Origin of the sequence: Pseudomonas sp. StFLB209 (assembly GCF_000829415.1) — a bacterium.
Classification (GTDB): Bacteria; Pseudomonadota; Gammaproteobacteria; order Pseudomonadales; family Pseudomonadaceae; genus Aquipseudomonas.
Genome location: NZ_AP014637.1, coordinates 5,671,438 through 5,695,117, shown reverse-complemented (window position 1 = coordinate 5,695,117; position 23,680 = coordinate 5,671,438). Strand labels below are relative to the sequence as shown.

Below are 23,680 nucleotides of genomic sequence, written 5' to 3'. Positions count from 1 at the left end.
TACAGTACCTAAGTGACCAGTGTTGCGGTTAAAACCGCTCCTGCGACGCCGCAGCCAATTGCGGCACCATCAGCAACTGAATCTCCACCCGCCGATTGAGCGGGCTGGCCGGATCGATCCCCGGCCTGGGCCGCGAATCACCATAACCGGCCACCACTACCCGCAACGCCTGGCCGGCATCAAGTGCGGCCACCAGACGCTTGCGCGCCTCCCTGGCACGCGCCGCCGAAAGCGTGAAGTTATCGTCATACACCGTACAAAACCGCCGGATATCCGTCACCGCCCGACTCACCGGCACGTTATCGGTATGTCCCTCAACCTGCACCTGCGCCTGGGCATTGTCCTGCATAAAGCGTGCGATCCGCGTGCCCAGCCGGACCAGCACCGCCTCAGTGGCCGGTGTCACGCAGGCACTGCCACGGGCAAACGCATCATCGGGCAGCGTCAGACGTCGGCTGGCCAGATCAATATCCACCAACGCAGACTGACCGTGCTGGGCCAGATCGGCTTGCAATTGAGTCAGCAGATTATCCAGCCCCTTGCTGCGCGCAGCTTCCTGCAACTGCCGTTCAGCCCGGCTGGCGGCCTCGGCGGCCTTGTTCTGCAGCACCGAGACCACCAGCATCAGCATGATCACCGCCATCACCCCGGCCATCAGGTCGGAGATGGACACCCACTCGTTGGGTTTGTCTTTCATGCTGTTATGCAAACTCAGTGGATTCAGGATGTTTGGGGGTGCGCCGGGCCACAGGCTTGTTCAGTTCGGCAAGCATCTGCCCGGCTGACTCGGTCGCCGCATGCAGGGTCGTGTGCACGCTGGCGATGCCTTCCAGTGTGGATTCCAGATGGGTTTCCTGGGCGACGCTGGAGGTGTTGAGGGCATCGAGCCGCTGAGTGATTTCCCGGGTGCCGTGCAGCAGCGCATCGAGTTGCCGGGCGACCGACTCACCGCGCTGATCGAGGCTGGCCAACGACAGGTTACTCTCGCGTACTTGGTTGATGAATTCGGTCACCTGCGTGAGCAGGTGATCGTCGCGCTCCTGAGCCAGGTCAATCAATCGGGCATTGAAGATCTTCAGCTCGCTCAGTTGCCCGGCACTGGACTCGGCACGTTGATCGAGGCTGTCCAGCCACAGGTTGCCTTTCTCGTTCAGCGCAGCGAGGTTCGCCAGTTGCCTGGCTTGCTCGGCATAGTGCTGCCGGGTTTGTTCAGTGTGGCGCAGTTGTTCGAGCTTGAGCCCGTCAAGTTGTCCGAAACCGGTCTCGATGCGTTGATCGAGGCTGGTCAGCAGACGATTGCTGACACTGGCGAGGGTAATCAGTCGTTTATTCAGCGACTCGGACTGCTCGCGGGTTTCGCTGGCCAGGGTCGCTTGCAAATTCATCAGCTTGGCGAAGGCGTCGGTCAGCAACGCCGATTGCTGGTTCATGGTCTGCACCAGGCGCTCGCCAACCCGCTCTTGTGTGTCGCGGCTTTGCAGGTCGCGGCGTTCGTTGTCGGCGCGCTGGTCGCGGCGGCTCAGCTCCATTTCCAGCTTCATCTGCCGCACACACCAATCAACCCGGCGGCTATCGGCCGACCAGCGCGATGCTTCCCAGAGTTTCAAAACGATGAACGCAATGATGCCCCAGGTGGAGGTTTTGAACTTCGAACCGAGGTCTTTCATCATGCCGGTCAGTTGCGCCAGCGAATCACTCATGGCATTGAGCGAATCACCGCTGCCTTGCAACACGCCGGAAGCCTTGTCCAGCGCCATGCCCAGGCCGAGAAAGGTGCCCAGCAAGCCAAAAATCAGCAGCAGGCCTGGCATGTTGGCGACGATGCGTTCGGGCAATGACGCCAGGGCGTGGCTAAGTTCGCTGATCGAGCCGTGCTCAAGATCCAGTGCGCCTTGCTGTGCTCCGCCGGTCCAGTTGTGTTGCCAGGTCTGCTCGCGGCCGAAAAACTCCGCGGCCACCAGTGAAACCAGCATGCTGCCGATGATCAGGGTAAAGAAGGTCAGTTCCAGCCCGCTGTCAGCAGACGGTAGCAAAAAATGCAGAAAATCCCCGCTCATACGCCCACCTCAGCGGTGCGCAGATCAACGGGTGGGGTGTGTTCGGGATGAAACGGGAGAGTGTGCAACTGCACTGCAGAGGTCCTTGTCCGCGTGAACAAACCCGGCCTGGGTAGCCGGGAGTCAGTCATGACTGATAAGGCGCTATCGGCTGGCGGACGCCAATCTTTAGCCGCTGCGTGGCAAGTGGCGGCGCGGTGGTAACCGGCCGCCTTTAGCCAGTGTCAGCCAAACACCTCGCCACCCAGCTGGAAGGCAACCCAGATTGCCAGCCCGGTGGCAAAGCCCAGCGCGATGTTCTCGAACCAGTTGTTACGGTATTGCTTGTCGAGCAGCGACTTCTGGTTGGACATGATCAACAGGCCCAGCGAGATGATCGGCAGGCCGACGATGTTCAGCGCGTTGACGCCCAGGGTCAGGGTCACGAAGTCCGGCATGCCGGGCAGCGACCAGACGATCGGGGTCACCAGGATGAACAGCATGAACCACTTGTGCATCGGGTCCTGATGAAATTCCTTGCCGTACTTTTCACGGCGCTCAGGACGGATGTGCTGAAATGCGTCGGTGATCAGCATCGGAAAGGCCGTGGTCTTGCCCGCAATGCTGGCAAACAAGGTGGCGAACACCCCGACGAAGAACACATACCAGCCTGCCGGGCCGAAGAACATTTCCAGTGCTTTGCCCAGATCGCCCAGCGTGCTGACCTGCAGGCCATTAGGACGCAGGATCTCCACGCCAACGACCCAGATCGCCAGGTTAATCACAATACCGACGATGACCGCGAACAACAGGTCGTTGCGCTGCATGCGCTTGTGCTCCGGCCCCGTCCAGCCTTTTTCGCGCATTACGTACGGATGCACGAAGTTGGCGATGGAGCCGGCCACCGCACCAATTACCGAAACCGCCACCAGCACGGCGCCATGCACGCCCTGGTCTGGTGGAATGCTGAAGCCGATGGTGCCCTTGAGAATGCCGCCCAGATCGGGGCCGGACATCACGGCCAGCGCCAGGAAGGCCAGGGTCATGATTGCCAGCAGGACTTTCATCACGCCTTCAATCAGGCTGTAGACGTTGCGCCCGACCAGCAACCAGACCGCGATAATTACGGCCACCGAGCACAGCAATGGCTGGTTGATATTGAGCAACATCGCCAATGCCTCACCGGCCCCTTTGATCATGTAGGCATTGATCAGATGGCCCATGAGCAAGGCATAACCCAGCATGAACCAGGCAAACAGGGGATGCAGTTGGGCGTAGCCCTCAAGGATGGTCATGCCCTGGTTATTGCAGAGCTGGAAGCGCGCAATGATGTTGACGATCAGAAAACGCAACAGCAGCGACACCGCGAGTACCCACATCATGGCGTAGCCGTAGTTGGCGCCCGCGACCGATGAAGTGATCAGATCGCCAGCACCCAGCCAGGACAACACGGCGATGATGCCTGGCCCCAGTAGTTTGGTCATGCGTTTGAGTAGCGGTTGTGCAGCGTCGGCGGATTTGGCTGTGACAGATCGACTGTTCGCCATGGTGAAAGTCTCCGATTGTTATTGTAGTGGGACGAGATGCAGTCAAGCACAACATAGGATGTCGTACAACTTGGCAAGTTCCCATGGTGCCTTGAAGCGGTGCTTTTTAGGGGGTGATGAACACGCAGAGGCTTGTGCTTCAAGGGCTTCTACAGAACCTGCGGCCCTGTACCGTTGGTCGGTTATACGATCAGCGAAGAAAGAGATGGGCTTTTGCCATCTCGCTCTGATCACGACTTTAGTGATGATTTGAAAAGCAATTTATTTATTGTTTCAACTTGTTTTGCCGTGCTGTTTTCGGTCTTTTAATGCCGTATATGCGGTGTCTTAGAGTGGGCTAGATAAGTGTTTCCAGTGTTTATTGATGCGAGTTGTTTGCAGGTTGAGCCATGGTTTAAATATTTAACAACATCCTAAAATACTCGCTAACCCTTGTTTTGGCTGGTTTTTTATTCACGGGTATATTCTCGGCTGCATTGTGCTTAACCGCACTTTTGCTGCCGGAATGCCAATGCCTTATCGCGCAAAGTTGTGCCTTGTTTATCTGGAAATTGCCGAGCTCGCCATCAGCGAACGTAGTTTCGTGGGCGAAGACGTGCGTTTCTGCGCCGAGTTCGAAGCGCTGGAGCAGGAAATTGCCAAGGCGCAGTCGCTGCACGCCGGGCAACGAGTCGACTGGCTGCTGGTCCTGGAGCGCAGCGAAGCATTGTTGCGCAACCAGTCCAAAGACTTGCGGGTGGCGGTCTGGTTGACCTGGGCCTTGTACCAGCGCGAATCCTTTGTCGGCCTGCTGGCCGGGATAGGCATGCTTGAGCAGCTCTGTAGCCGCCACTGGGCGAGCGTGCATCCCCTCAAACCGCGGACCCGCTGTGCAGCCATCAACTGGCTGTTGAACCGCCTCGACCCGTTGCTGGGAGACAAGATCGCAGTGGGCGAACAGCTTGAGCTGTTCCGCCGTTTACTGACCTTGCTCGAAGCACTTGATCGGCTGTTCAGCGAGCAACTCGGTACTGCCGCGCCGCTGCTGTTACCGCTGTGTCGGCGTCTGGCGGCAATGATTCAGCGTGCGCAAGACAACCGTCCGGCCGTCGGTGTGGTCGAGGCGGTGACCACCCAGGTCCGTCAGGCCGCCAGCCAGTGGCTGGCACCAAGCGCCGAGGTCAGCAGCCACAAGCAGGCGCAGCAGTCCCTGCGCAACCTGCAAGAGCAGGCCGGGCCACTGTGCCGCTGGTGGTTGCAGAGCAAGGCTTGCGATTTTCGCGCCGTACATCTGAGCCGCAGCCTGTTGTGGCTGCCGGTGCAGACACTGCCAGAGCGTAACGGCGAGGTCACCGCAGTACGCGGCCTGGCCGCTGAGCAGCTCGCCGATTATCACAAGCGCTTCGCCGACGGAGGCTACGCCGATCTGTTGATTGACCTGGAGCACAGCCTGAGCCAGGCGCCGTTCTGGATCGACGGGCAGCGCATGGTCTGGCAGTGCCTTGAGCAACTGAACGCCGATCTTGCGATGCGCGCCGTCGAATTGCATCTGGCTTTGCTGTTGCAGCGCTTACCCGCGTTGGCGCAGTTGCGCTTTCAAGACGGCAGGCCATTTGTCGACCCGGCCACCAGCCTCTGGATCACCCAATACGTCGCTGTCCATCTGCAACAGGCGCCCCTTGCGACAGTCGTCGAACCCGCCGAAGCAGACCTGCGACCGGCCTGGGAGCCGGCCCTGGAAACGGCCGTGGCACGACTGGCCAAGGACGGCCTGAAGGTCGCCGGGCAGCCGCTCAAGGCCGGGCTGACCGGCGCGACCTGTGGCCGCGAGCGATTTTTCTGGCAGTTGAGCCTGGCCCGGCTGTGTTTCGCCGCGCAGCAGTATGAGTTGGCGCGCATTCAGCTCGAGGGCCTTGACCAGCTTTTGCTACAGGCTCAGCAGGCCGGTTGGGAGCCACAACTGCAACTTCAGGTCCTGCACCTGCTGCACAACTGCTGCGAGCGCTTGCCGCAGAACAACGCCGTGCGCGAGCGCAAGGAAGAGATTTTTCGCAGGCTGTGCCACCTCGATCCCGAGGTGGTGCTCGAACAGGCCCAAGGGCCGCAAACCCCAGGAGAAACAGCATGGCCAAAGACGCCTCGGTAGCCCCCAAGGAACGCATCAACATCACCTTCAAACCTGCCACCGGAGGTGCTCAGGAAGAGCTCGAACTGCCGCTCAAACTGCTGGCCCTGGGCGATTACACCTGTCGCCCTGACCCACGCAAGCTTGAAGAACGCAAACCCATCTCCATCGACAAGCACAACTTTGACGAGGTGCTGGCCAAGCAGGAGCTGTGTCTGAACCTCAGCGTGGCTAACCGCCTGCAGGATGACGAGGCCACCGATGAACTGGCACTGAGCCTGAGCGTGCGCTCGATGAACGACTTCAACCCCGCCAGCCTGGTCGACCAGGTGCCGCAGTTGCGCAAGCTGATGGACTTGCGCGATGCGCTGGTCGCGCTCAAGGGGCCGCTGGGCAATGCGCCGGCGTTCCGCAAGGCCATTGAAGATGTGCTGAGCGACGAACCTTCGCGCAACCGCGTGCTGCAAGAACTGGGTATCAGCCCTGAAACCTCGCCCGCCCAGTAAGCCCATTGCCAAGGAAAGCCGCTAGATGAATACCCAGACCGCAACCCGTAACCCGTCCGGTGACCAGCCCGACAGCCTGCTGGACAGCATCATCGCCCAGACCCGCCTGAATCCCGAAGACGAAGCCTGGGGTATTGCCCGGCGCGGCGTGTCGGCGTTCATCGCCGAACTGCTTAAACCGCACAACAGCGCCGAGCCGGTGAAGAAAGCCCTGGCCGACCGGATGATCGCCGAGATCGATGCGCGGCTCAGCCAGCAAGTCGACCAGATTCTCCACCACCCCGATTTTCAGGCACTGGAGTCCGCCTGGCGCGGCCTCAAGCTGCTGGTCGAGCGCACGGACTTTCGCGAGAACATCAAGATCGAAATCCTCAATGTCTCGCGCCAGGACCTGCTGGAAGACTTCGAAGACTCTGCCGAGGTGATGCAGTCGGGCTTGTACAAGCACGTGTACACCGCCGAATACGGGCAGTTCGGTGGCCAGCCGGTGGCGGCAATGATTGCCAACTACTATCTGTCGCCCAGCGCCCCGGATATCAAACTGATGCAGTACGTGGCCAGTGTGGCCTGCATGGCCCATGCGCCGTTCATTGCTGCCACCGGTCCCGGGTTTTTCGGCCTGGAAAGTTTTACTGGCCTGCCCGACCTCAAGGACCTGCGTGATCACTTTGAAGGGCCGCAGTTCGCCAAATGGCAGAGCCTGCGCCAGTCCGAAGATGCCCGTTACCTTGGCCTTACCCTGCCGCGCTTTCTGCTGCGCAACCCTTACGATCCGGAAGAAAACCCGGTCAAGTCGTTCGTCTACCGCGAAACCGTCGCCGCGAGCCACGAGCACTATCTGTGGGGCAACACGGCGTATGCCTTCGCCACCCGGCTGACCGACAGCTTTGCGCGGTTTCGCTGGTGCCCGAACATCATCGGCCCGCAGAGCGGCGGCGCAGTAGAAGACTTGCCGCTGCACCATTTCCAGAGCATGGGCGAAATCGAGACCAAGATCCCCACGGAAGTGCTGGTCTCCGACCGTCGTGAATTCGAGCTGGCCGAGGAGGGCTTCATCGCTCTGACCATGCGCAAGGGCAGCGATAACGCGGCGTTCTTTTCTGCCAGTTCGGTGCAGAAGCCCAAGTTCTTCGGCAACAGCGCCGAGGGCAAGAACGCTGAGCTGAACTACAAGCTGGGCACGCAACTGCCGTACATGATGATCGTCAACCGGCTGGCGCATTACCTCAAGGTGCTGCAGCGCGAGCAGCTTGGATCATGGAAAGAGCGTTCCGATCTTGAGCTGGAACTCAACAAGTGGATTCGCCAGTACATCGCCGACCAGGAAAACCCCGGTGCCGAAGTCCGTGGCCGGCGCCCGCTGCGTGCCGCGCAGATCAGCGTCAGTGACGTCGAGGGCGAGCCGGGCTGGTATCGGGTGAGCCTCAACGTGCGCCCGCATTTCAAATACATGGGCGCTGATTTCACCTTGTCGCTGGTCGGCAAACTGGACAAGGACGTCAGCCAGTGACCGGCTACGGCAGCCTGTTCGAACGCCTGGGGGGCGAAGCCGCCCGGCGCTGCGGCATGAGTCATGAGGCGGCGGTAACAGACTCGGTGGCCAGCCATCTGCAACGCATGCTCGGCACCCGTGCCGGCAGCGTGCAGATTCGCGCTGACTACGGGCTGCCGGACCTCAATAACCTGCACTTGAGCCTGTACGACGCGCTGAGCCAGGGGCGCGCAGCCATCGAAGCGTTTATCACGGCCCATGAGCCACGGCTGGCAGAGGTCAGGGTCATCCCGCTGCCAGCTCAGGGTGACCCGCTGCGCCTGGCCTTTGCGCTCGAGGCGCTACTGGTCGCGGCCGGCGTAAGGCGCCCGCTGCGGTGGCAGGTGCGGCTCCAGGCTGGTGGTCAGGTGTGCGTCGAATCATGAACTGCCCAGGTGACTGACCTTGTCTTTCGATCATTTCTACCAGAGTGAGCTCAGTGCCTTGCGCCAGCTGGGCCGGCGCTTTGCCGAGCGCAGTCCGGCGCTGGCGCCCTGGCTGGGGCAACCGGGCAGTGACCCGGACGTTGAGCGGCTGCTTGAAGGCTTTGCCTTTCTCACCGGGCGGCTGCGGCACAAGCTTGACGACGAACTGCCCGAGCTTACCCATTCGCTGATCCACCTGTTGTGGCCCAACTACATGCGGCCGTTGCCGGCGTTCAGCATCGTGCAGTTCGAAGCGCTGGCGCAGGCCGGCCCCGGTCAATTGGTGGCCCGCGATACAGAGCTGGAAAGCCGTGAGGTGGAGGGCGTGCGTTGCCGTTTTCGCACCTGCTACGCCACCCGGTTACACGCTCTGCAAACCAGCGGCCTGGAGTTTTCGGTAAAGGGGGAGGGCGCGTTGCTCAGCTTGCACCTGAGCATGACCGCTGACGGTCACCTTGGCCAATTGCAACTGGCTAACCTGCGTCTGCACCTGGCGGGCGAGCGCTACATCAGCCAGATGCTGTACCTGAGCCTGCTGCGTCATCTGGATGAGCTGTGCCTGGTGCCGCTGGATCTGCACGGCAAACCGGCTTGTGACGTCAATGGCAGCCCGCTGAGTTTCAAGCTGTCTGCTGACTGCGTCCAGCCGGTAGGCTTTGCAGAGGACCAGGCGTTGATTCCCTATCCTCTGAACACCTTTCGCGGCTACCGCTTCTTGCAGGAGTACTTTGCCTTTGAGGACAAGTTTCTGTTTGTCGATATCAATGGCCTCGACGTGTTGGGCAGCCTGCCGGAACAGACCCTGAAAAACCTGCGCGGCCTGGAACTGCGCATGGATATCCGCAGCAAGGCGATCGAGCACCTGCGTCCGACCCTGGACAACATCAAGCTCTATTGCACCCCCATCGTCAACCTGTTTTGCCAGGACGCGTTGCCGATCCGTTTCGACCAGCGTCAGGACGAATACCTGTTGTTGCCCGGCAGCCGAGGCTCGGCAACGTGCGGTGTGTATTCGGTCGACTCGGTGACGGGCTGGAACAGTGGCGGGCTGGATTACCGGACCTACGTGCCGTTCGAGTCCTTCGAACATGATCCGAGTTTTGACGTTGCCCAGGGCCGGCCACATTACAGCCTGCGCCAGCGGCCATCGGCGCTGCACGAGGGGCTGGAGACCTGGTTGAGTTTTGCGGTGGCTGGTCGGGGCGGCGATGAAACCGTATCCGTGCAACTGACCTGCACCAACCAGAACCTGCCACGCCAGCTCAAGGTCGGTGAGATTGACCAGCCTTGCGAGAACAGCCCGGGTTTCATCCGCTTTCGCAACATCGTCCCGGCCACCGCCAGTCATGCGCCGCCGTTGAGCCGTGGATTTCTCTGGAAGCTGATCAGCAACATGTCGCTCAACTACCTGTCGCTGGCCAACGTCGAGGCGCTCAAAGTCATCCTGCAAACCTATGACTGGCCGCGTTACCACGACCCGCATGCCGAGAAAGTCAGCCGTCGTCGGCTCGATGGCTTGCAGGCGGTGCGCCATGAAGCGGTCGACCGGATGCACGGCGCTCTGCCGCTGCGTGGCCTGCGCACCGAACTGAGCATCGACGCGCGTCACTACATCGCAGATGGCGACCTGTATCTGTTCGGCTCGGTACTCAATGAGTTTTTCGCGCTCTACGCCAGCCTCAATTCCTTTCACGAGCTGCAAGTCAGCACCACACAGGGAGACGTGTATCAATGGACGCCACGCATGGGTCAGCAGCCCCTGCTCTGAGCGGGCTGTGCAGCGCAATCCGCGAGTACTCGCTGTTTCAGGCGGTACGCCAGATCATTACCCGGCTGGCTGAGCAACACCCTGAACTGGACGACGACGAGCTTTACGAGCTGCTGGAGTTCCAGGCCAACCCGAGCCTGGGGTTTCCGGTCAGTGACGTGGAGCGGGTCGAGTTTTTTACCGAGCATGGCCGGTTACGTGCCCGCCTGCGCCTGAACCTGCTCGGCCTGTGTGGTTCTGCCTCACCGTTACCGGCCTTCTATGCCGAGCAGGCACTGCGCGACGGCTGCGAGGGTGAGCGAGCCCGGCTGTTTCTCGATCTTTTCCACCATCGTTTGCAGCGGCTGCTGCTGCCGGTATGGACCAAATACCGATACCACGCCAGCTTCAGGAGTGGGGCCGATGACCGCTTTTCGCAGCGGCTGTTTGCGCTGATTGGCCTGGGCGGCGAGACGATTCGCCAGTCTCGGCACCTGAACTGGAAGCGCCTGCTGCCCTATCTGGGGCTGCTCAGCCTGCGCGCCCATTCGGCGGCGTTGATCGAGGCGGTGTTGCGCTACTACTTCAAGCATCCGCTTTTGCACATCGAGCAGTGTGTCGAGCGCCGGGTCACGGTGCACCAGCAGCAACGCAACCGTTTGGGGGCAGACAATTGCCGCCTGGGCAACGACCTGATTGTCGGCCATCGGGTGCGCGATGGTGGCGGCAAATTCCGCATTCATGTCTGCCAGCTCGACTGGCAAGGCTTCCACGACTTTCTACCGATCGGCAGTGGCTTTGCGCCGCTGTGCGCGCTGGTGCGTTTCACGCTGCGTGACCCGCTCGACTACGACATCCGCCTGCAACTGCGCCACGAGCAGATTCGTGAATTGCGCATTGGCGAGCAGAACCCCTGCCGGCTGGGCTGGACCAGCTGGCTGGGCGCTGACCAGGCGGATGGTCTGGTCACGCTGGGCAACCGGACTCACTAAAGGACCTCTTGAAGCATGATCAACCTGGACCTGCAAAAACTCATTCAGGCAGTCGATGCCCCAACCCGCGCCGACCTGCAAACCTGCGCCGAGCGCTGTGTCAGCCGTGGCGCCAGTCAGTTGTTGGTCGACGACCTGCTGTTGTGTCTGCTTGAGCGCCCACAGGGCCTGCTTGAGCGCGGTTTGCGCGATGCCGGTGTCGACGCTGGCCGGTTGCAGGCTGTGCTGCAACCGCGCCCAGGCCAGAGCACCTCGCGCCATCCGACGTTTGCCCCGGAGCTGGTGCAATGGCTGCAGCAAGCGCTGTTGGTGGCCAATCTGGATCTGGGCCGGGCCTGCATCGACCAGGCGGCACTGTTACTGGCGCTGCTGGGCAACCCGCTGGCGCACGCCGGTCAGGGCTATCAGCCATTGCTGGCGTCACTCAATCTCGAACGACTCAAGGCGGCCGCGCAAGCCGACAGCCAGCACGCTGTGCTGGCGGCCAGTAGCGAAGCACTGTTACCGCGCTTTACCCATGATCTAACCGGTCAGGCATTGGAGGGCCGACTTGACCCGGTGCTGTGCCGGGATGCCGAAATCAGTCAGTTGATCGACATTCTGCTGCGGCGGCGCAAGAACAATCCGATTGTGGTCGGTGAGGCTGGCGTCGGTAAAAGCGCCTTGATCGAAGGCCTGGCGCTACGCATCAGCGCCGGTGAAGTGCCGCCGGCGCTGCAAGGCGTTCGCGTGCTGGCGCTGGATCTGGGGCTGTTGCAGGCCGGGGCGAGCATCAAGGGCGAGTTCGAGCGGCGCTTGCAGGGCGTGATCGAGGAGGCCCGCGCAGCCACTCCAGCGGTGATCATATTCATTGACGAAGCCCACACCCTGATCGGTGCCGGTAACCAGGCCGGAAGCAGCGATGCCGCCAACCTGCTCAAACCGGCCCTGGCCCGCGGTGAGCTGCGTACCATTGCGGCCACCACCTGGTCGGAATACAAAAAATACTTCGAGAAAGACCCGGCCCTGGCCAGACGCTTTCAGCCTGTGCAGGTGCACGAACCCAGCGTGGCTGAGGCGTTGACGATCCTGCGTGGGCTGGCGCCTGCCTATGAACACAGCCACGGTGTTTACATCCGCGACGATGCGCTGGTGGCCGCTGCCGAACTTTCAGCACGTTACCTGGCAGGCCGACAACTGCCGGACAAAGCCGTGGATGTGCTGGACACCGCCTGTGCCAGAGCTCGCATCAGTCTGGTCGCGGCGCCAGCGGAGCTGGAGCGGCTACGTGATGAGCATGCCCAACAACTGCGCCAACTTCAGGCGCTGCGCCGCGATCAGGACGCCGGACTCACCGTGGCGGCGCAGGCCATGGCCCGGCTGCAAGACCGGTTGGTGCATACCGAACAACAGCTCCCGGCGCTGGAAGCCGACTGGCATCGGCAGCGCGAGTTGGCCGAGCGCTTGCCTGAGCTGCGTCAGCAACTCAGTGAGGTCCGAGCGGCCGGCCAGGATGACGGCGTGGCACTGAGTGAGCTGCTGCAAACCCGCGCAGCCCTGGCCGACGCCCATGCGCAGCAGCGTCTGGCCAGTTGTGAAGTTTGCCCACGGCTGGTCGCGCAAGTGATCAGTGCCTGGACCGGTGTGCCGGTAGAACAACTGGCTCGCGAACACAATGCGCGGGTCGCAGGCTTTGCCCAAGACTTGCAGGCGCGGATCAGAGGCCAGGACCAGGCGGTACAGATCCTTGATCAAGCAGTGCGTACGGTTGCTGCCGGGCTCAATCGCCCCGATGCGCCGGTAGGGGTATTTCTGTTGGTCGGCCCCAGCGGCGTGGGCAAGACCGAGACGGCGCGAGTGCTGGCCCAATTGCTGTATGGCGGTGAGGGTTTTCTGACCACGCTGAACATGTCGGAGTTTCAGGAAAAGCACAGCGTGGCCCGGCTGATCGGTGCACCGCCGGGCTACATCGGCTATGGCGAGGGCGGCATGCTCACCGAGGCGGTACGCCGGCGGCCCTATTCGGTGGTGCTGCTCGACGAAGTCGAAAAGGCCGATCCGGATGTGCTCAACCTGTTTTACCAGATCTTCGATAAAGGCATTGCCAACGATGGCGAGGGCCGCGAGATCGACTTTCGCAACACCTTGATCCTGCTGACCTCCAACCTTGCCAGCGAGCAAATCGAAGCGCTGTGTGCCGAGGGTGCGCGTCCCGGGCCAGGGTTATTGGTCGAGCAGATTCGCCCCGCGCTTAGTCGCCATTTCAAGCCGGCGTTGCTGGCGCGGATGCGTGTGGTGCCTTACTACCCGGTGGGAACCGCCGTGCTGGGCGAACTGGTCGGCCTGAAGCTGCAACAGCTGGGGCAACGCCTGCGCCAGCGTCAGCTGGAGTTCAGCTACAGCCCTGAATTGGTCGTGCAACTGGCGCAGCGCTGCCAGCAGGATCCCAGTGGCGCGCGGCTGATCGACCCTCTGTTCGACCAGCAACTGATGCCGGTTCTGGTCGATCGCCTGCTGGCCGCCATGGCCAGTGGCGAACCCCTTGAGCGGGCCCATGCCGGTCTCGCCAGCGATGGTCATGTGGCTTGGGAGTTCTCCTGAAATGCCGCTTCTGAGCTTCGATGAACAAACCACTGAGCTGTTGCGCCAGTGCGTGACCCTGGCCAGCGCCGGGCATGAGACTCTACTGCACGACTTTGTGCGCATTCTCAGTGACATCACCGGCTGCGAACTGGCTCAGGTCTACCTGCTCGACAGCACAGGCGTGAGGCTGCATCTGGATGCAGAACATCACGTTGCCGCGTCTGTGGCTGACGACGCTGTGGTGCACGGCACCGCGCAGCCGGCGCTGGACTACCGCGACTGCCCGCTGTTGCATTTCACTTTGCGTCAGGGTGAGCCGCTGTACCTGAACCCGATCATTGCGGTATTGCATGACATCAGCTTCCTGCCGGAGTGCCGCTGGCAGACCTTGTTGTGTGTGCCGCTGGCCGATGTCGCCGGGCAGGTCAAAGGGCTGATGCTGTGCGCCAGTAGCCGCCAGCGACCACTGCATGGCGCGGCCGGGGTGCTGGCGCAGTTGGGCACGCTGATGCTTGCCCGCAAGGCCGACCACGCAGCGCTTGAGCCGTCCGGCGTGGCGGGGCCGACTCACTCGCCGGTGGCGCCGGCTGACGGCTATGGCCTGATCGGCGATAGCCTGGCGATCAGCCAGACCCGGCAGATGATCGGCAAGGTTCTGCGTAGCGACTGCACCGTATTACTCAATGGCGAGACTGGCACCGGCAAGGAAGTCGTGGCGCGGGCGATCCATCATTACGGAGAGCGTCGGGCCGGTGCGTTCGTGGTGCAGAACTGTGCGGCCTGCCCGGAAGGTCTGCTGGAAAGCGAGTTGTTCGGCTATCGCAAAGGCGCGTTTACCGGTGCGTTGCGCGACCGCCCCGGCCTGTTCGATACCGCGTGCGGCGGTACGCTGTTGCTCGATGAGATTGGTGACATGCCATTGAGCTTGCAGGCCAAGTTGCTCAGGGTCTTGCAGGAAGGCGAGATTCGCCCGCTGGGTTGTAACCAGCCGCACCGGATCGACGTGCGGGTGATCGCTGCGACCCATCGCGACCTGCGGGCGCTGGTCAAGGCCGGAGCCTTTCGTGAGGACCTGTATTACCGGCTTGCACAATTTCCTATCGAGTTGCCGGCCCTGCGTCATCGCCAGGGTGATGTGGCGACCCTGGCTCGCCATTTTGCCGCGCTGGCGGTTGCCAAGCGCCAGGGCACGGTGCGCTGGTCAGAAGCGGCCCTGGATTACCTCAATGGTTACGGCTTTCCCGGCAATGTCCGCGAGCTCAAAGGCCTGGTCGAGCGCGCTGTACTGCTCAGTGAGGGCCGCCAGTTGCGCCTTGAGCATTTCATCGGCCCGCCCGGCGTCTTGCCGGCGTCAGGCAGCGGCGATCTTCGCCAGCGTCTGGAGCGGGTCGAGCGTGCCCTGGTGATCGAAAGCCTGCACAACAACGGTGGCAATCGCACCCAGACGGCCCGCGAGCTTGGCATGGCCCGGCGCACGCTGCTGTACCGCCTGCAACGACTCAACATCCGCTGCGAACTTCCCGCTGATTGCTGAGCTGAACCTCGATTCATAAATGGAGAAACCTATGTTCCTGCGCCTTCGGCATGCCTTGTTGCTGGTTCTGGTGATGCTTGGTCTTAGCGCTTGTGGCCTGTTTCAGGCCAATGATGACAGTGATTACCGCCCGTTGGGTGACCCTCGGGCGGCCGAACGTGGGCCTGGAGTGTGAGTGTAGAAATGCAATTGATCCTGGAGATACTCGACCCCGCTCAGCGCCAGCAGGTGAGCACTGCGCACATGTGTTTCGGCCAGGCTGGTGGCCTGATTGGCCGAAGTCCGGAGGCTGACTGGGTACTGGTGGACACGCTGCGCCACGTATCCAGCCGGCATGCGCGCATCAGCTGGCAGGACGGCCGGTTCTGGCTGACCGATGTCAGCCGCAACGGCTCCTTCGATTTGCGCACCGGCAGCCGGCTGCCCAGAGGCGTGGCGCAACCGGTCGCGGCGGACGCCTGCTATCGCCTTGGCTCGCTGACACTGCATGCACGCCTGCTGCCAGCAGCAGATGACAGCGAAATACGGGTCGGGCGACCGATGCCGACAGGCAGCCTGATTCCGGACGACGCCTTTCTGCTCAGTGAGTCCCTGGCTCATCGGCAGCCGCTGGGACGGCTCCTGAGCGATCTGGATGACCAACATACCGAGCAACAACAGTTGCCGCCTGCCGGCATCGACAGGGAACAACTGCAAGTGCCCCGACTGCTGGCTGACTCGATCGCGCACCAACCACCGACCGCAGCCTTCTGGCAGGCCTACGCAACAGCGCTTGGGGTTTGCCTGGACGGTATTGACCAGGCCGCGTGCGAACAACTGGCACTCGATGGCGCTGCTTTATTGCGCCAGAACCTGCTGGTCCAGGACCTGACCCGTGCCTATGGCGAACAACTGCGCCTGATCAGGGCCCTTCATAGCGATCTTCGCAAGTGATGCCGATGCCATTTTTCAAATGCCCGCCACAGCGCTGGCTGACCTTGATTGCACTGCTGTCATTGAGCGGTTGCAGCCTTTTGTCGTCCGCCCCTGAACCGACCCGTCTGGACCTGACCCTGGCGGCCAGTGACCGGCTTAACCCGGACCAACATGACCGTCCCTCACCGGTTGTGTTGCGCCTGTTCGAACTGCGCCACCCGGTGGCCTTCGAGACGGCGGATTTTTTCAGTCTGTATGAACGACCTCGCGACACCCTGGCGGCTGATCTGCTGGTCAGCGAAGAGCTTGAACTGCGTCCTGGGGAAACCCGGCGGCTCAAGTTGCTGGTGGAAAGCGGCCGGCACCTCGGCGTGCTGGCGGCCTACCGTGAGCTTAACGAGACTCGCTGGCGCCAGGTGCTGACCCTCGGCCCCGGTCAGCGCAACCAGGCGGTACTGCTGCTTGATCACAATGGTATCGAACAGCGTCGCGGGCCGCCTGCGCCAGACGGAGAGTGGTGATGAACGCGCATAAAGTCATCTGGCAGGAAGGGATGCTGCTGCGCCCCCAGCACCTGCAACACAACGATCGTTACCACGACCATCAGCTCAAGACCCGCACCTGCCTGCTGGGGGCCTACAACTGGGGTTTTTTCAGTCTGGTGATCGACCTGCAATTTCTCAATATGGGCAAGCTGGTGGTCAGCGAGGCCAGCGGTGTGCTGCCCGACGGCAGCCTGTTCGAACTGGGCAACACGCCCGAGCCGCTGGCGCTCGACGTGCCGGCCAATACTGTCGATACCGCAGTTTATCTGGGCTTGCCACTGGTGACCGGCAACCACATCGAAGCCCGGCACCCCGAGCAGTCCGACGTGCTGGCGCGCTACACGGTCTACCAGACCCAGGTCAGTGACTCCAACGCTGGGGAGCAGGGCAGCACCGCCATTCACTGTGCGCGGCCCGACCTGCGGCTGTTGCTGGGCGAGCCGTCCGGCGAACAGGCTTGGGTGCGCTTGAAAATCTGCCAGATCCGCGAAGCAGCGGCCACTGGCGCGATCACTCTGGCGGCTGACTTCATCCCCAGTTTTGTGCATCTGCAGGCTTCGCCATGGATGCTGTCATGCCTCAAGGAAGTCATCAGCCTGTTGGCCCATCGAGGCGATACCATTGCCGAGCGGATTCGCGGCAGCGGCACGCAGGGCAGCGCCCAGGTTGGTGACTTGCTGATGCTGCAACTGATCAATCGTAACGAACTGCTGCTGCGGCACTGCCTGGCACAACCGCGGGTCGCGCCCGAAGCCTTGTACCGCCTGCTATTGGGGTTGCTGGGAGAACTGGCAACTTTTGCCAGCGACAGCAAACGCCCCGTGCTTGACAGCCATTATCGGCACAACGATCAAGGGGCCAGCCTGCGGCCGCTACTGGAGGCGATCCGCCAGGTGCTGTCGATGGTGCTTGAGCAGCACGCCATCGAGCTGCCGTTGCAACAGCGCCAGTACGGCGTGCAGGTGGCGATCCTTCATGACCACAGCCTGCTGGCGTCGTCGAGCTTCGTGCTCGCTGCCAGTGCACTGTGCGACAGCGAAGAGCTGCGCCAGCGCTTGCCGGCACACCTGAAGGCCGGTGCGGTGGAGCACATCCGCCAACTGGTCAACCTGCATCTGCCCGGCATCCGTCTCAAACCGCTGCCGGTAGCACCCCGGCAGATTCCTTTCCATGCCAACAAGACCTACTTCGTCCTGGAGCCTGACCGCGAGGCACTGGAACTGCTGGGGCGCTCCGGAGGCTTTGCCTTTCATGTCGCCGGCGAGTTTGCCGGATTGGAACTGACCTTCTGGGCCATCAGGAACTGAACCTCATGAATCAACATAATCCGCAGCCAGACGATGAAATGACGGTGTTGCTCGACCATCAGGGCCAGGGGCCGACCCAGGCACCGCTGACCACCGCCAGTGACGCCCCGCGCTTTGCCCAGCTTCAGGAACGCATGGTCTACAGCGCTGAGGCGCGGCCAGCGGCCGGCTTCAGTCTGGGCCTGAACGCTCTGGTGGCGGCGGCTTCGGCACTGCTGTCGAGCATCGTGCGCATCAGGCTTGATCTGCCACCTCCCGATATCAGCCAGCTCAACAACCGCTTGCGTGAACAGGTGCGTCAGTTTGAGTGGCAGGCGTTGCGCGACGGTATCGACAGCGAGCAGTTGAACACTGCTCGCTACGTGTTGTGCACGGTGCTCGATGAACAGGTGGTGACCACCGAGTGGGGGCGCCAGAGCGACTGGGCACAGAACAGCCTGCTCAGCCACTTTCATAACGAAACCTTCGGTGGCGACAAGTTCTTTCGCCTGCTTGAGCAACTGAGCCGCAACCCGGTTCGGCATCTGCCGTTGCTGGAACTGATGTACCTGTGCCTGGCGCTGGGCTTCGAGGGCCGCTATCGGGTGCGTAACGCCGGCCATGTGGAACTGGAGGAGGTTCGCGATGCGTTGTACCGGCAGATCCGCCAGTTACGCGGCGAGGCGTCCGGCGGGTTGACCCCGGCCTGGCCTGGGGTGCCGGACAGTCACCAGGCCACCTTGCGGATTGTGCCGTGGTGGATGGTTTTGCTGTTTACCCTCGCTGGCCTGGCGATGTTGTATGGCGGATTTGCCTGGGTGCTCGATGAGCAGCGTCAGAGCGTGCTGCAGCCTTGGCAAGTCGCCGTCCCGAGCCTGATCCAGAACCTGCCGTGAGAGCATGATGAGAGATTTCCTGAAGAAAGTTCCGGGGGCTATGTGCCAGACCTGGGTGTGGAGCCTGGCGCTGGTATTGGCGTGCGGCGCACTGGTGTGGTGGGGCGGCCCGACACTGGCGATCAATGATGTGCGGGTATTGGCCAGCGCGCTTGCCCGATTGCTGGCCGTCTGCGCACTTTTGCTGCTCTGGGGAGCGGTCATGCTGTTGAGTCGTTGGTGGCGCGGCCGGCCATCGGTCATTGACCCGCAGCGGGCAGCACAGCAGGCCGACCAGCAGCGCTTCGACAATGAGCGCCGCAGCCTGCACAAACGCTTTGCCGAAGCGCTGCGCAGCCTCAGGCACGCCAGCCTGTTCAGCGAGGATCGGCAGCCATTGCCCTGGTATCTGCTGATCGGTCCGCAAGGCAGTGGCAAGAGCCGTCTGCTGGCGTGCTCAGGATTGGAGTTCGCCCTCGACCGCGGCGAACCTCTGGCGCTCGGCCAGGACCACGATGGCGAGCAGTGCCAGTGGTATTTCACCGACCAGGCGGTGCTGATCGACACGCCTGGGCGCTACCTGGCCCAGGCCGATGCCAGCGTGGATGGCGGTGGCTGGCGCACGCTGCTGGAACTGCTGCGCAAACGTCGCCGGGCGCGACCGCTCGACGGCGTGCTAATCACCGTTGCGGTGCCGATGCTACTGGAGGCGCGCAATCCTGAGCTGGGCAAGACGCCAGCGCTACTGGAACTGATCAGCCAGATTCGTCAGCGCTTGCAGGAGGTACGTCGGCACCTGCAAGTGCAGGTGCCGGTGTATCTGGTGCTGAGCAAAGCGGATCAACTGCCGGGTTTCAACGCGTTCTTCGATTCACTGAGCCGCGAGCAAAACAGTCAGGCGCTGGGGGTCAGCTTCAGCGCTGAACAACCCGCGACCGACCGGCAGGCGGTACATCAGCAGATCGACGCGTTGCTGCGCCATCTCGACAGCCAGCTCATTGGCCGGCTGCACCAGCAGCGCGACAAGCAACTGCGCAGTCGTATGCTCGACTTCCCGCCAGGCATGGCTGCTCTTGGCGAGCAACTGGAGATGCTCATCGATCAGCTGTTTTTCTCCGGCCGCTATGTCAGTGGTCATCGGCTGAGCGGCGTTTACCTGACCTGCGCCAGCGCGGCGGAGCCTGAGTCGCAGGCGCAGCCTCTCGGCGGGGCAGGTGGTGCGCAAGGTCGTTTCGTCCATGAACTGTTCGCCCGGGTGATCCTGCGTGAGGCGCATCAGCAAAGCCTTGCACCAAGTGAACGGCAGCGTATCCATTGGGGGCAGCGGCTGTTGTTGGGGGGCGGGCTGGCCACCTTGATGGTCGGCGGCGCGCTATGGACCAGCGGGTTTTCCGCCAATCATCAGCGTCTGGAAACTCTGCGGCGACTGGCCGGCGACTGGCAACAGCAGCGGCAGGCGCTGGACCCGGCCGCCGACGCCATGACCGCGCTGAAAACCCTTGATATCAGCTGGCAGGCGACCCAGGTGTTTCCTGATGGTCTGGCCATGAGTTGGCACGAGCGCAACGGTTTGTATCAGGGCTGGGCCAGCAATCCGTTGTTGCAGGCGCGCTACGAGGACGAATTGCGCAGCCATTTGCTGCCGCGGCTGACCCGCCTGCTCGAAGCCCGCGTACGCTCCAGCCTGCACGACCGTGAGGCGTTGCTGGATAATCTGCGTGCCTACCTGATGCTGCACTTGCCGACGCGCCGTGATCCAGCCTGGCTGGAAGAACAGTTGGGCAGCGAGTGGGCACGGTTGTATCCAGGTCATGCAGCGGTGCAGCAAGGGCTGGGGCAGCACGTTGCCAAGCTGTTGAAATTGTCCTTCAGCCAGCCGCTGGATGAGCCGCTGGTGGCCCAGGCCCGTCAGGCATTGCGCAACGAGTCGCAAGCCAGCCTGGCCTATAAGGTCTTGCGGGAGCGCGCGGGCAGCCTGCCGGATTACCGCCTCGGCCAGCATCTGGGGCCGCAGCGTGAATTGTTCGTCGGTGCCGAGCAGGCGATTCCCGGATTCTTCACCCGGCAAGGCTATCGGCAGTTCTTTTCGGTACAAAGTGCCGCGCAGATCAGCGAGCTGTTGCGCGATAACTGGGTGCTGGGCGAGGGCAGTGAGCTGAGCGGGACGGACATGCGTCGCCTGCTGGTCGAACTGGAGCAACTGTATTTTCGTGACTACGCCAGCCACTGGAGTGATGCCGTGGGCCGCCTGGGCCTGCTGCCGTTCAGCGAGGCCGGGGAGGGCGCCGATCTGGTCAGCGGTCTGTTGTCGGCCAACTCGCCGGTGGTGCAGTTGTTGGCCCAGATCCGCGACAACACGCGTTTCCCGTTGGCTCTGCCGGATCCTGAACAAGCGCTGCCGGCGCCAGTCGCGGGGGCTGCGTTGCAGGCCGCTGCGGGGGCCGCGAGCAAGGCCCTGGTGCTGCCGGAGAATGCTCGCAAAGCCATGCAGTTGCGCTTCGAACCGCTGCATCGGCTCCTGGATGACAATGACGCACCCACCGCTGAACTGGTGGCGGTCCTGCAAGGACTGGATGCGGTCCAGCAGCAACTGGCGAGCCTGGCCCGTGCCAGTCAACCCGAGCCATTCGCCTACGAAATGGCCCGGGCGCGGATGGCCGGGCAGCGCGATGCCCTGAGCCAGTTGCGCAACACCGCAGCGCGCCTGCCAAGGCCGGTGGGCGGCTGGTTCAACCTGCTGGCTGATGATGCCTGGCGCCTGATCCTGGCCGATGCCTACCGGCATCTCGATCAGCGCTATCAGAGTGAGCTGTACGCTTTTTACAGCCGTGCCATTGACCAGCGTTATCCGTTTCACGCCCACAGCAGCAGCGATGTGGCGCTCAATGACTTTCGTGAGTTCTTCAAGGCTCAGGGGGTCCTGGAACGCTTTTTCGAGCAGCATCTGAAGGCGTTTGTCAGCGGTTCTGCCGATAATTACCGGCTGCGCAGCATCGACGGCCATAGCCTGCCGATGTCTCGCGCCGTGCTGGAACAGATTGCCCGTGGCCAGCGCATCCGACAGGGTTTTTTCGCTGAAGACCCGAGCCAGCCGCAAGTGCGTTTTCGGCTGGAACCCTACAGCCTTGACAGCGGCGCCAGCCGCGCTGAATTCCGCTTTGGCGAGCGGCGTCATGAGTACCGTCACGGGCCCATCGTGCCCATGACCTTTAGCTGGCCCGACGAGGCCGGGCAGGGCAGTGCGAGCCTGCTGGTCGAGCGGATGGCCGGGCGCACTGTAGGTATCGAGAAAAACCTCGGCCCCTGGTCGCTGTTTCGGCTGCTCGACCTGATGCCCAGTGAGCCGCTCAGTGGCCGGGATGTCTTGCTGTTCAAGGCCGATGTCGGCGGCCTGCGCGCCAATTATCTGCTGACCAGCCAACGCATGCCCAACCCATTGGACCTGAGTGTGCTGCGTGGTTTCCGTCTGCCGGCGCAACTGTGATGTATCGCAGCGCGGCGGGCAGCCACTCGGGCAAGGTGCGCGTGTGTAATCAGGATGCCTTTTTCGACTGCCCGGAGCAGGCCGTGTGGGCGGTGGCCGACGGGATGGGCGGGCATCAGGCTGGCGAGCTTGCCAGCCGTTTGATCGTCGATACGCTGGCAGGCCTGTGCTGGCCCGGCGAGCTGGAGCAGCGCCTGGAGCTGCTGCGCTGCCGCCTGCATGGGCTCAACCGCCATCTGGCGTTGCAGCTCACCCAAAGCCAGGGGCAAGCGCCGCGGGTCATGGGCAGCACCCTGGTGACGCTGTTGTTGCAGGGGCAGCAGGGCGCTTGTGTCTGGGTTGGCGACAGCCGCTGCTACCTGTGGCGTGGTCAGCAGCTTTACCAACTGACCCGCGATCATGCCGCAGAGCGAGGCCGGGCCGCATTGACCCGCGCACTCGGCGGGCGCGAGCATCTGCAACTGGAGGTGCTGCGCTGGCACGCTCAGCCCGGTGACCGCTATCTGTTATGCAGTGACGGTCTGTACCGCATGCTGGATCAAGCGCTGCTGGGCCAGGCGCTCGGTCTGGCGACCCCGCAGGCTGCGTTGCACGGGTTGTTCGCGCAGGTTCTGCAGGGGCCGGCGCCGGACAATCTGACCGCTGTGGTGGTTGACCGATGAAGCCGCCACGGGTGTTGGCCGGGCGCTATCGTCTCGACCGCTTGCTGGGCGTTGGCGGCATGGGGGTGGTGTGGCAGGCCCGCGACCTGTTGCACGAGCAGTACGGTGATCCGGCTGCCGATATCGCTGTCAAACTGCTGGGTGAGTCGTTCCAGCACGTGCCGGATGCCGGGTCATTGTTGTTTGCCGAATTTGCGCTGACCCGGCATCTGCATCACCCCAACGTGGTGCGCTGCCACAGTTTTGAAGTTGATATCCCGCAAGGCTGTGCATTCATGACCCTGGAGCTGTTGCGTGGCCTGACTCTGGATCATTGGCTCTGTGACGAACTGACCGGCTTGCCGTTTAGCGAGTTGCTGGAGGTGGCGAGTGCGCTGCTTGAAGCTCTGGAGCACAGTCATGCAAGGGGGGTCGTGCATGGCGACCTGAAACCGGGCAACGTGATGCTCAGCGAGCAGGGGCTGAAGCTGTTCGATTTCGGTCTCGGTCAGAGCCAGCCCGGCATTCTGCCCGGCGTACCGCAGTTGAGTCGCGAGCGCTACAACGCCTGGACCCCGGCCTACGCCGCTCCTGAACTCTGCGCCGGTGGTGGGTTGTCTGAAGCCACCGATCTCTATGCCTGCGCTTGTCTGATCTTCGAACTGGCCTGCGGCAGGCACCCTTACCAGCGCCTGCCCGGCGACCAGGCCCAGGCGGCGCGGCTGGATCGCTCGCTAAGCAAACCGGCCCGCCTGCCCAGCCATTGCTGGCCTGCGCTGCGCCAGGCGCTGGCGCTGGTGCCGGCGTGCAGAACCATCAGTGCCCAAGAGTTGCGCCAGGCACTGAGCGCCAGGCCAGGCAGGTTGAGAAGACTATTGGGTGGCTGAACACAAAAGGCTGACCCGGCACTCAGGCCGGGTCAGCTGTTTTTGCGGGCTGTCGCCGCTCAG

The 23,680-nt window shown here is 62.5% G+C and carries 19 protein-coding genes; 16 read left to right on the top strand and 3 right to left on the bottom strand.

The window, feature by feature from the left end:
• Nucleotides 1-28 precede the first annotated feature (28 nt).
• From PSCI_RS25345 to PSCI_RS25335, 3 genes are all read right to left on the bottom strand, one after another.
• Nucleotides 29-697 (bottom strand): OmpA/MotB family protein, encoded by a 669-nt coding sequence (locus PSCI_RS25345; RefSeq protein WP_045492308.1) that lies wholly within the window; start codon nt 695-697, stop codon nt 29-31.
• A 4-nt stretch (nt 698-701) separates the two neighbouring features.
• Complete coding sequence (locus PSCI_RS28325) at nt 702-2,057, bottom strand: hypothetical protein (RefSeq protein ID WP_052483528.1); 1,356 nt, start codon at nt 2,055-2,057, stop codon at nt 702-704.
• Between the two features lie 224 nt (nt 2,058-2,281).
• On the bottom strand, nt 2,282-3,583 hold the full coding sequence (locus PSCI_RS25335; protein WP_045492306.1) for an Nramp family divalent metal transporter: 1,302 nt from the start codon (nt 3,581-3,583) through the stop codon (nt 2,282-2,284).
• A 511-nt stretch (nt 3,584-4,094) separates the two neighbouring features.
• Here PSCI_RS25335 and tssA point away from each other — a divergent pair.
• The 16 genes from tssA to PSCI_RS25260 are packed head-to-tail and all read left to right on the top strand — an operon-like array spanning nt 4,095 to nt 23,617.
• A complete protein-coding gene (tssA, locus tag PSCI_RS25330) occupies nt 4,095-5,708 on the top strand; it encodes a type VI secretion system protein TssA (RefSeq protein WP_045492304.1) in 1,614 nt (537 codons plus the stop codon).
• A complete protein-coding gene (gene tssB, locus PSCI_RS25325; RefSeq protein WP_045492302.1) occupies nt 5,687-6,193 on the top strand; it encodes a type VI secretion system contractile sheath small subunit in 507 nt (168 codons plus the stop codon). The genes tssA and tssB overlap by 22 nt, the downstream gene beginning before the upstream one ends.
• A gap of 25 nt (nt 6,194-6,218) precedes the next feature.
• Nucleotides 6,219-7,703, top strand: a complete 1,485-nt coding sequence (tssC, locus tag PSCI_RS25320; RefSeq protein ID WP_045492300.1) for a type VI secretion system contractile sheath large subunit — start codon at nt 6,219-6,221, stop codon at nt 7,701-7,703.
• On the top strand, nt 7,700-8,110 hold the full coding sequence (gene tssE / locus PSCI_RS25315; RefSeq protein WP_045492298.1) for a type VI secretion system baseplate subunit TssE: 411 nt from the start codon (nt 7,700-7,702) through the stop codon (nt 8,108-8,110). The genes tssC and tssE overlap by 4 nt, the downstream gene beginning before the upstream one ends.
• Before the next feature lie 19 nt (nt 8,111-8,129).
• Entirely contained in the window at nt 8,130-9,917 is a 1,788-nt protein-coding gene (gene tssF, locus PSCI_RS25310; RefSeq protein WP_045492296.1) for a type VI secretion system baseplate subunit TssF, read from the top strand.
• On the top strand, nt 9,881-10,888 hold the full coding sequence (gene tssG, locus PSCI_RS25305; protein ID WP_045492294.1) for a type VI secretion system baseplate subunit TssG: 1,008 nt from the start codon (nt 9,881-9,883) through the stop codon (nt 10,886-10,888). Before tssF ends, tssG begins: the two co-directional genes overlap by 37 nt.
• A 15-nt stretch (nt 10,889-10,903) precedes the next feature.
• A complete protein-coding gene (tssH, locus tag PSCI_RS25300) occupies nt 10,904-13,468 on the top strand; it encodes a type VI secretion system ATPase TssH (RefSeq protein ID WP_045492292.1) in 2,565 nt (854 codons plus the stop codon).
• 1 nt (nt 13,469) lies between these two features.
• Complete coding sequence (locus PSCI_RS25295) at nt 13,470-14,984, top strand: sigma-54 interaction domain-containing protein (protein WP_045492290.1); 1,515 nt, start codon at nt 13,470-13,472, stop codon at nt 14,982-14,984.
• 31 nt (nt 14,985-15,015) lie between these two features.
• Nucleotides 15,016-15,159 carry a type VI secretion protein gene (locus PSCI_RS29325; protein ID WP_144403335.1) on the top strand — a complete coding sequence of 48 codons (144 nt, stop codon included), beginning with the start codon at nt 15,016-15,018 and terminating at the stop codon, nt 15,157-15,159.
• Nucleotides 15,160-15,167: 8 nt separating this feature from the next.
• A complete protein-coding gene (locus tag PSCI_RS25290) occupies nt 15,168-15,917 on the top strand; it encodes an FHA domain-containing protein (protein WP_052483526.1) in 750 nt (249 codons plus the stop codon).
• Between the two features lie 5 nt (nt 15,918-15,922).
• Nucleotides 15,923-16,420, top strand: a complete 498-nt coding sequence (tssJ, locus tag PSCI_RS25285; protein ID WP_045494927.1) for a type VI secretion system lipoprotein TssJ — start codon at nt 15,923-15,925, stop codon at nt 16,418-16,420.
• Nucleotides 16,420-17,751: a type VI secretion system baseplate subunit TssK gene (gene tssK / locus PSCI_RS25280; protein WP_045492288.1), complete on the top strand. Its 1,332-nt coding sequence runs from the start codon at nt 16,420-16,422 to the stop codon at nt 17,749-17,751. The genes tssJ and tssK overlap by 1 nt, the downstream gene beginning before the upstream one ends.
• A 5-nt stretch (nt 17,752-17,756) precedes the next feature.
• The gene (icmH, locus tag PSCI_RS25275; RefSeq protein ID WP_045492286.1) at nt 17,757-18,626 is read left to right on the top strand and encodes a type IVB secretion system protein IcmH/DotU; all 870 of its coding nucleotides are present in this window, start codon (nt 17,757-17,759) and stop codon (nt 18,624-18,626) included.
• A 7-nt stretch (nt 18,627-18,633) separates the two neighbouring features.
• Nucleotides 18,634-22,089 (top strand): type VI secretion system membrane subunit TssM, encoded by a 3,456-nt coding sequence (gene tssM / locus PSCI_RS25270; RefSeq protein ID WP_045492283.1) that lies wholly within the window; start codon nt 18,634-18,636, stop codon nt 22,087-22,089.
• Entirely contained in the window at nt 22,089-22,751 is a 663-nt protein-coding gene (locus PSCI_RS25265) for a PP2C family protein-serine/threonine phosphatase (RefSeq protein ID WP_045492281.1), read from the top strand. The genes tssM and PSCI_RS25265 overlap by 1 nt, the downstream gene beginning before the upstream one ends.
• Nucleotides 22,748-23,617: a serine/threonine-protein kinase gene (locus tag PSCI_RS25260; protein WP_052483524.1), complete on the top strand. Its 870-nt coding sequence runs from the start codon at nt 22,748-22,750 to the stop codon at nt 23,615-23,617. Before PSCI_RS25265 ends, PSCI_RS25260 begins: the two co-directional genes overlap by 4 nt.
• Nucleotides 23,618-23,680 lie beyond the last annotated feature (63 nt).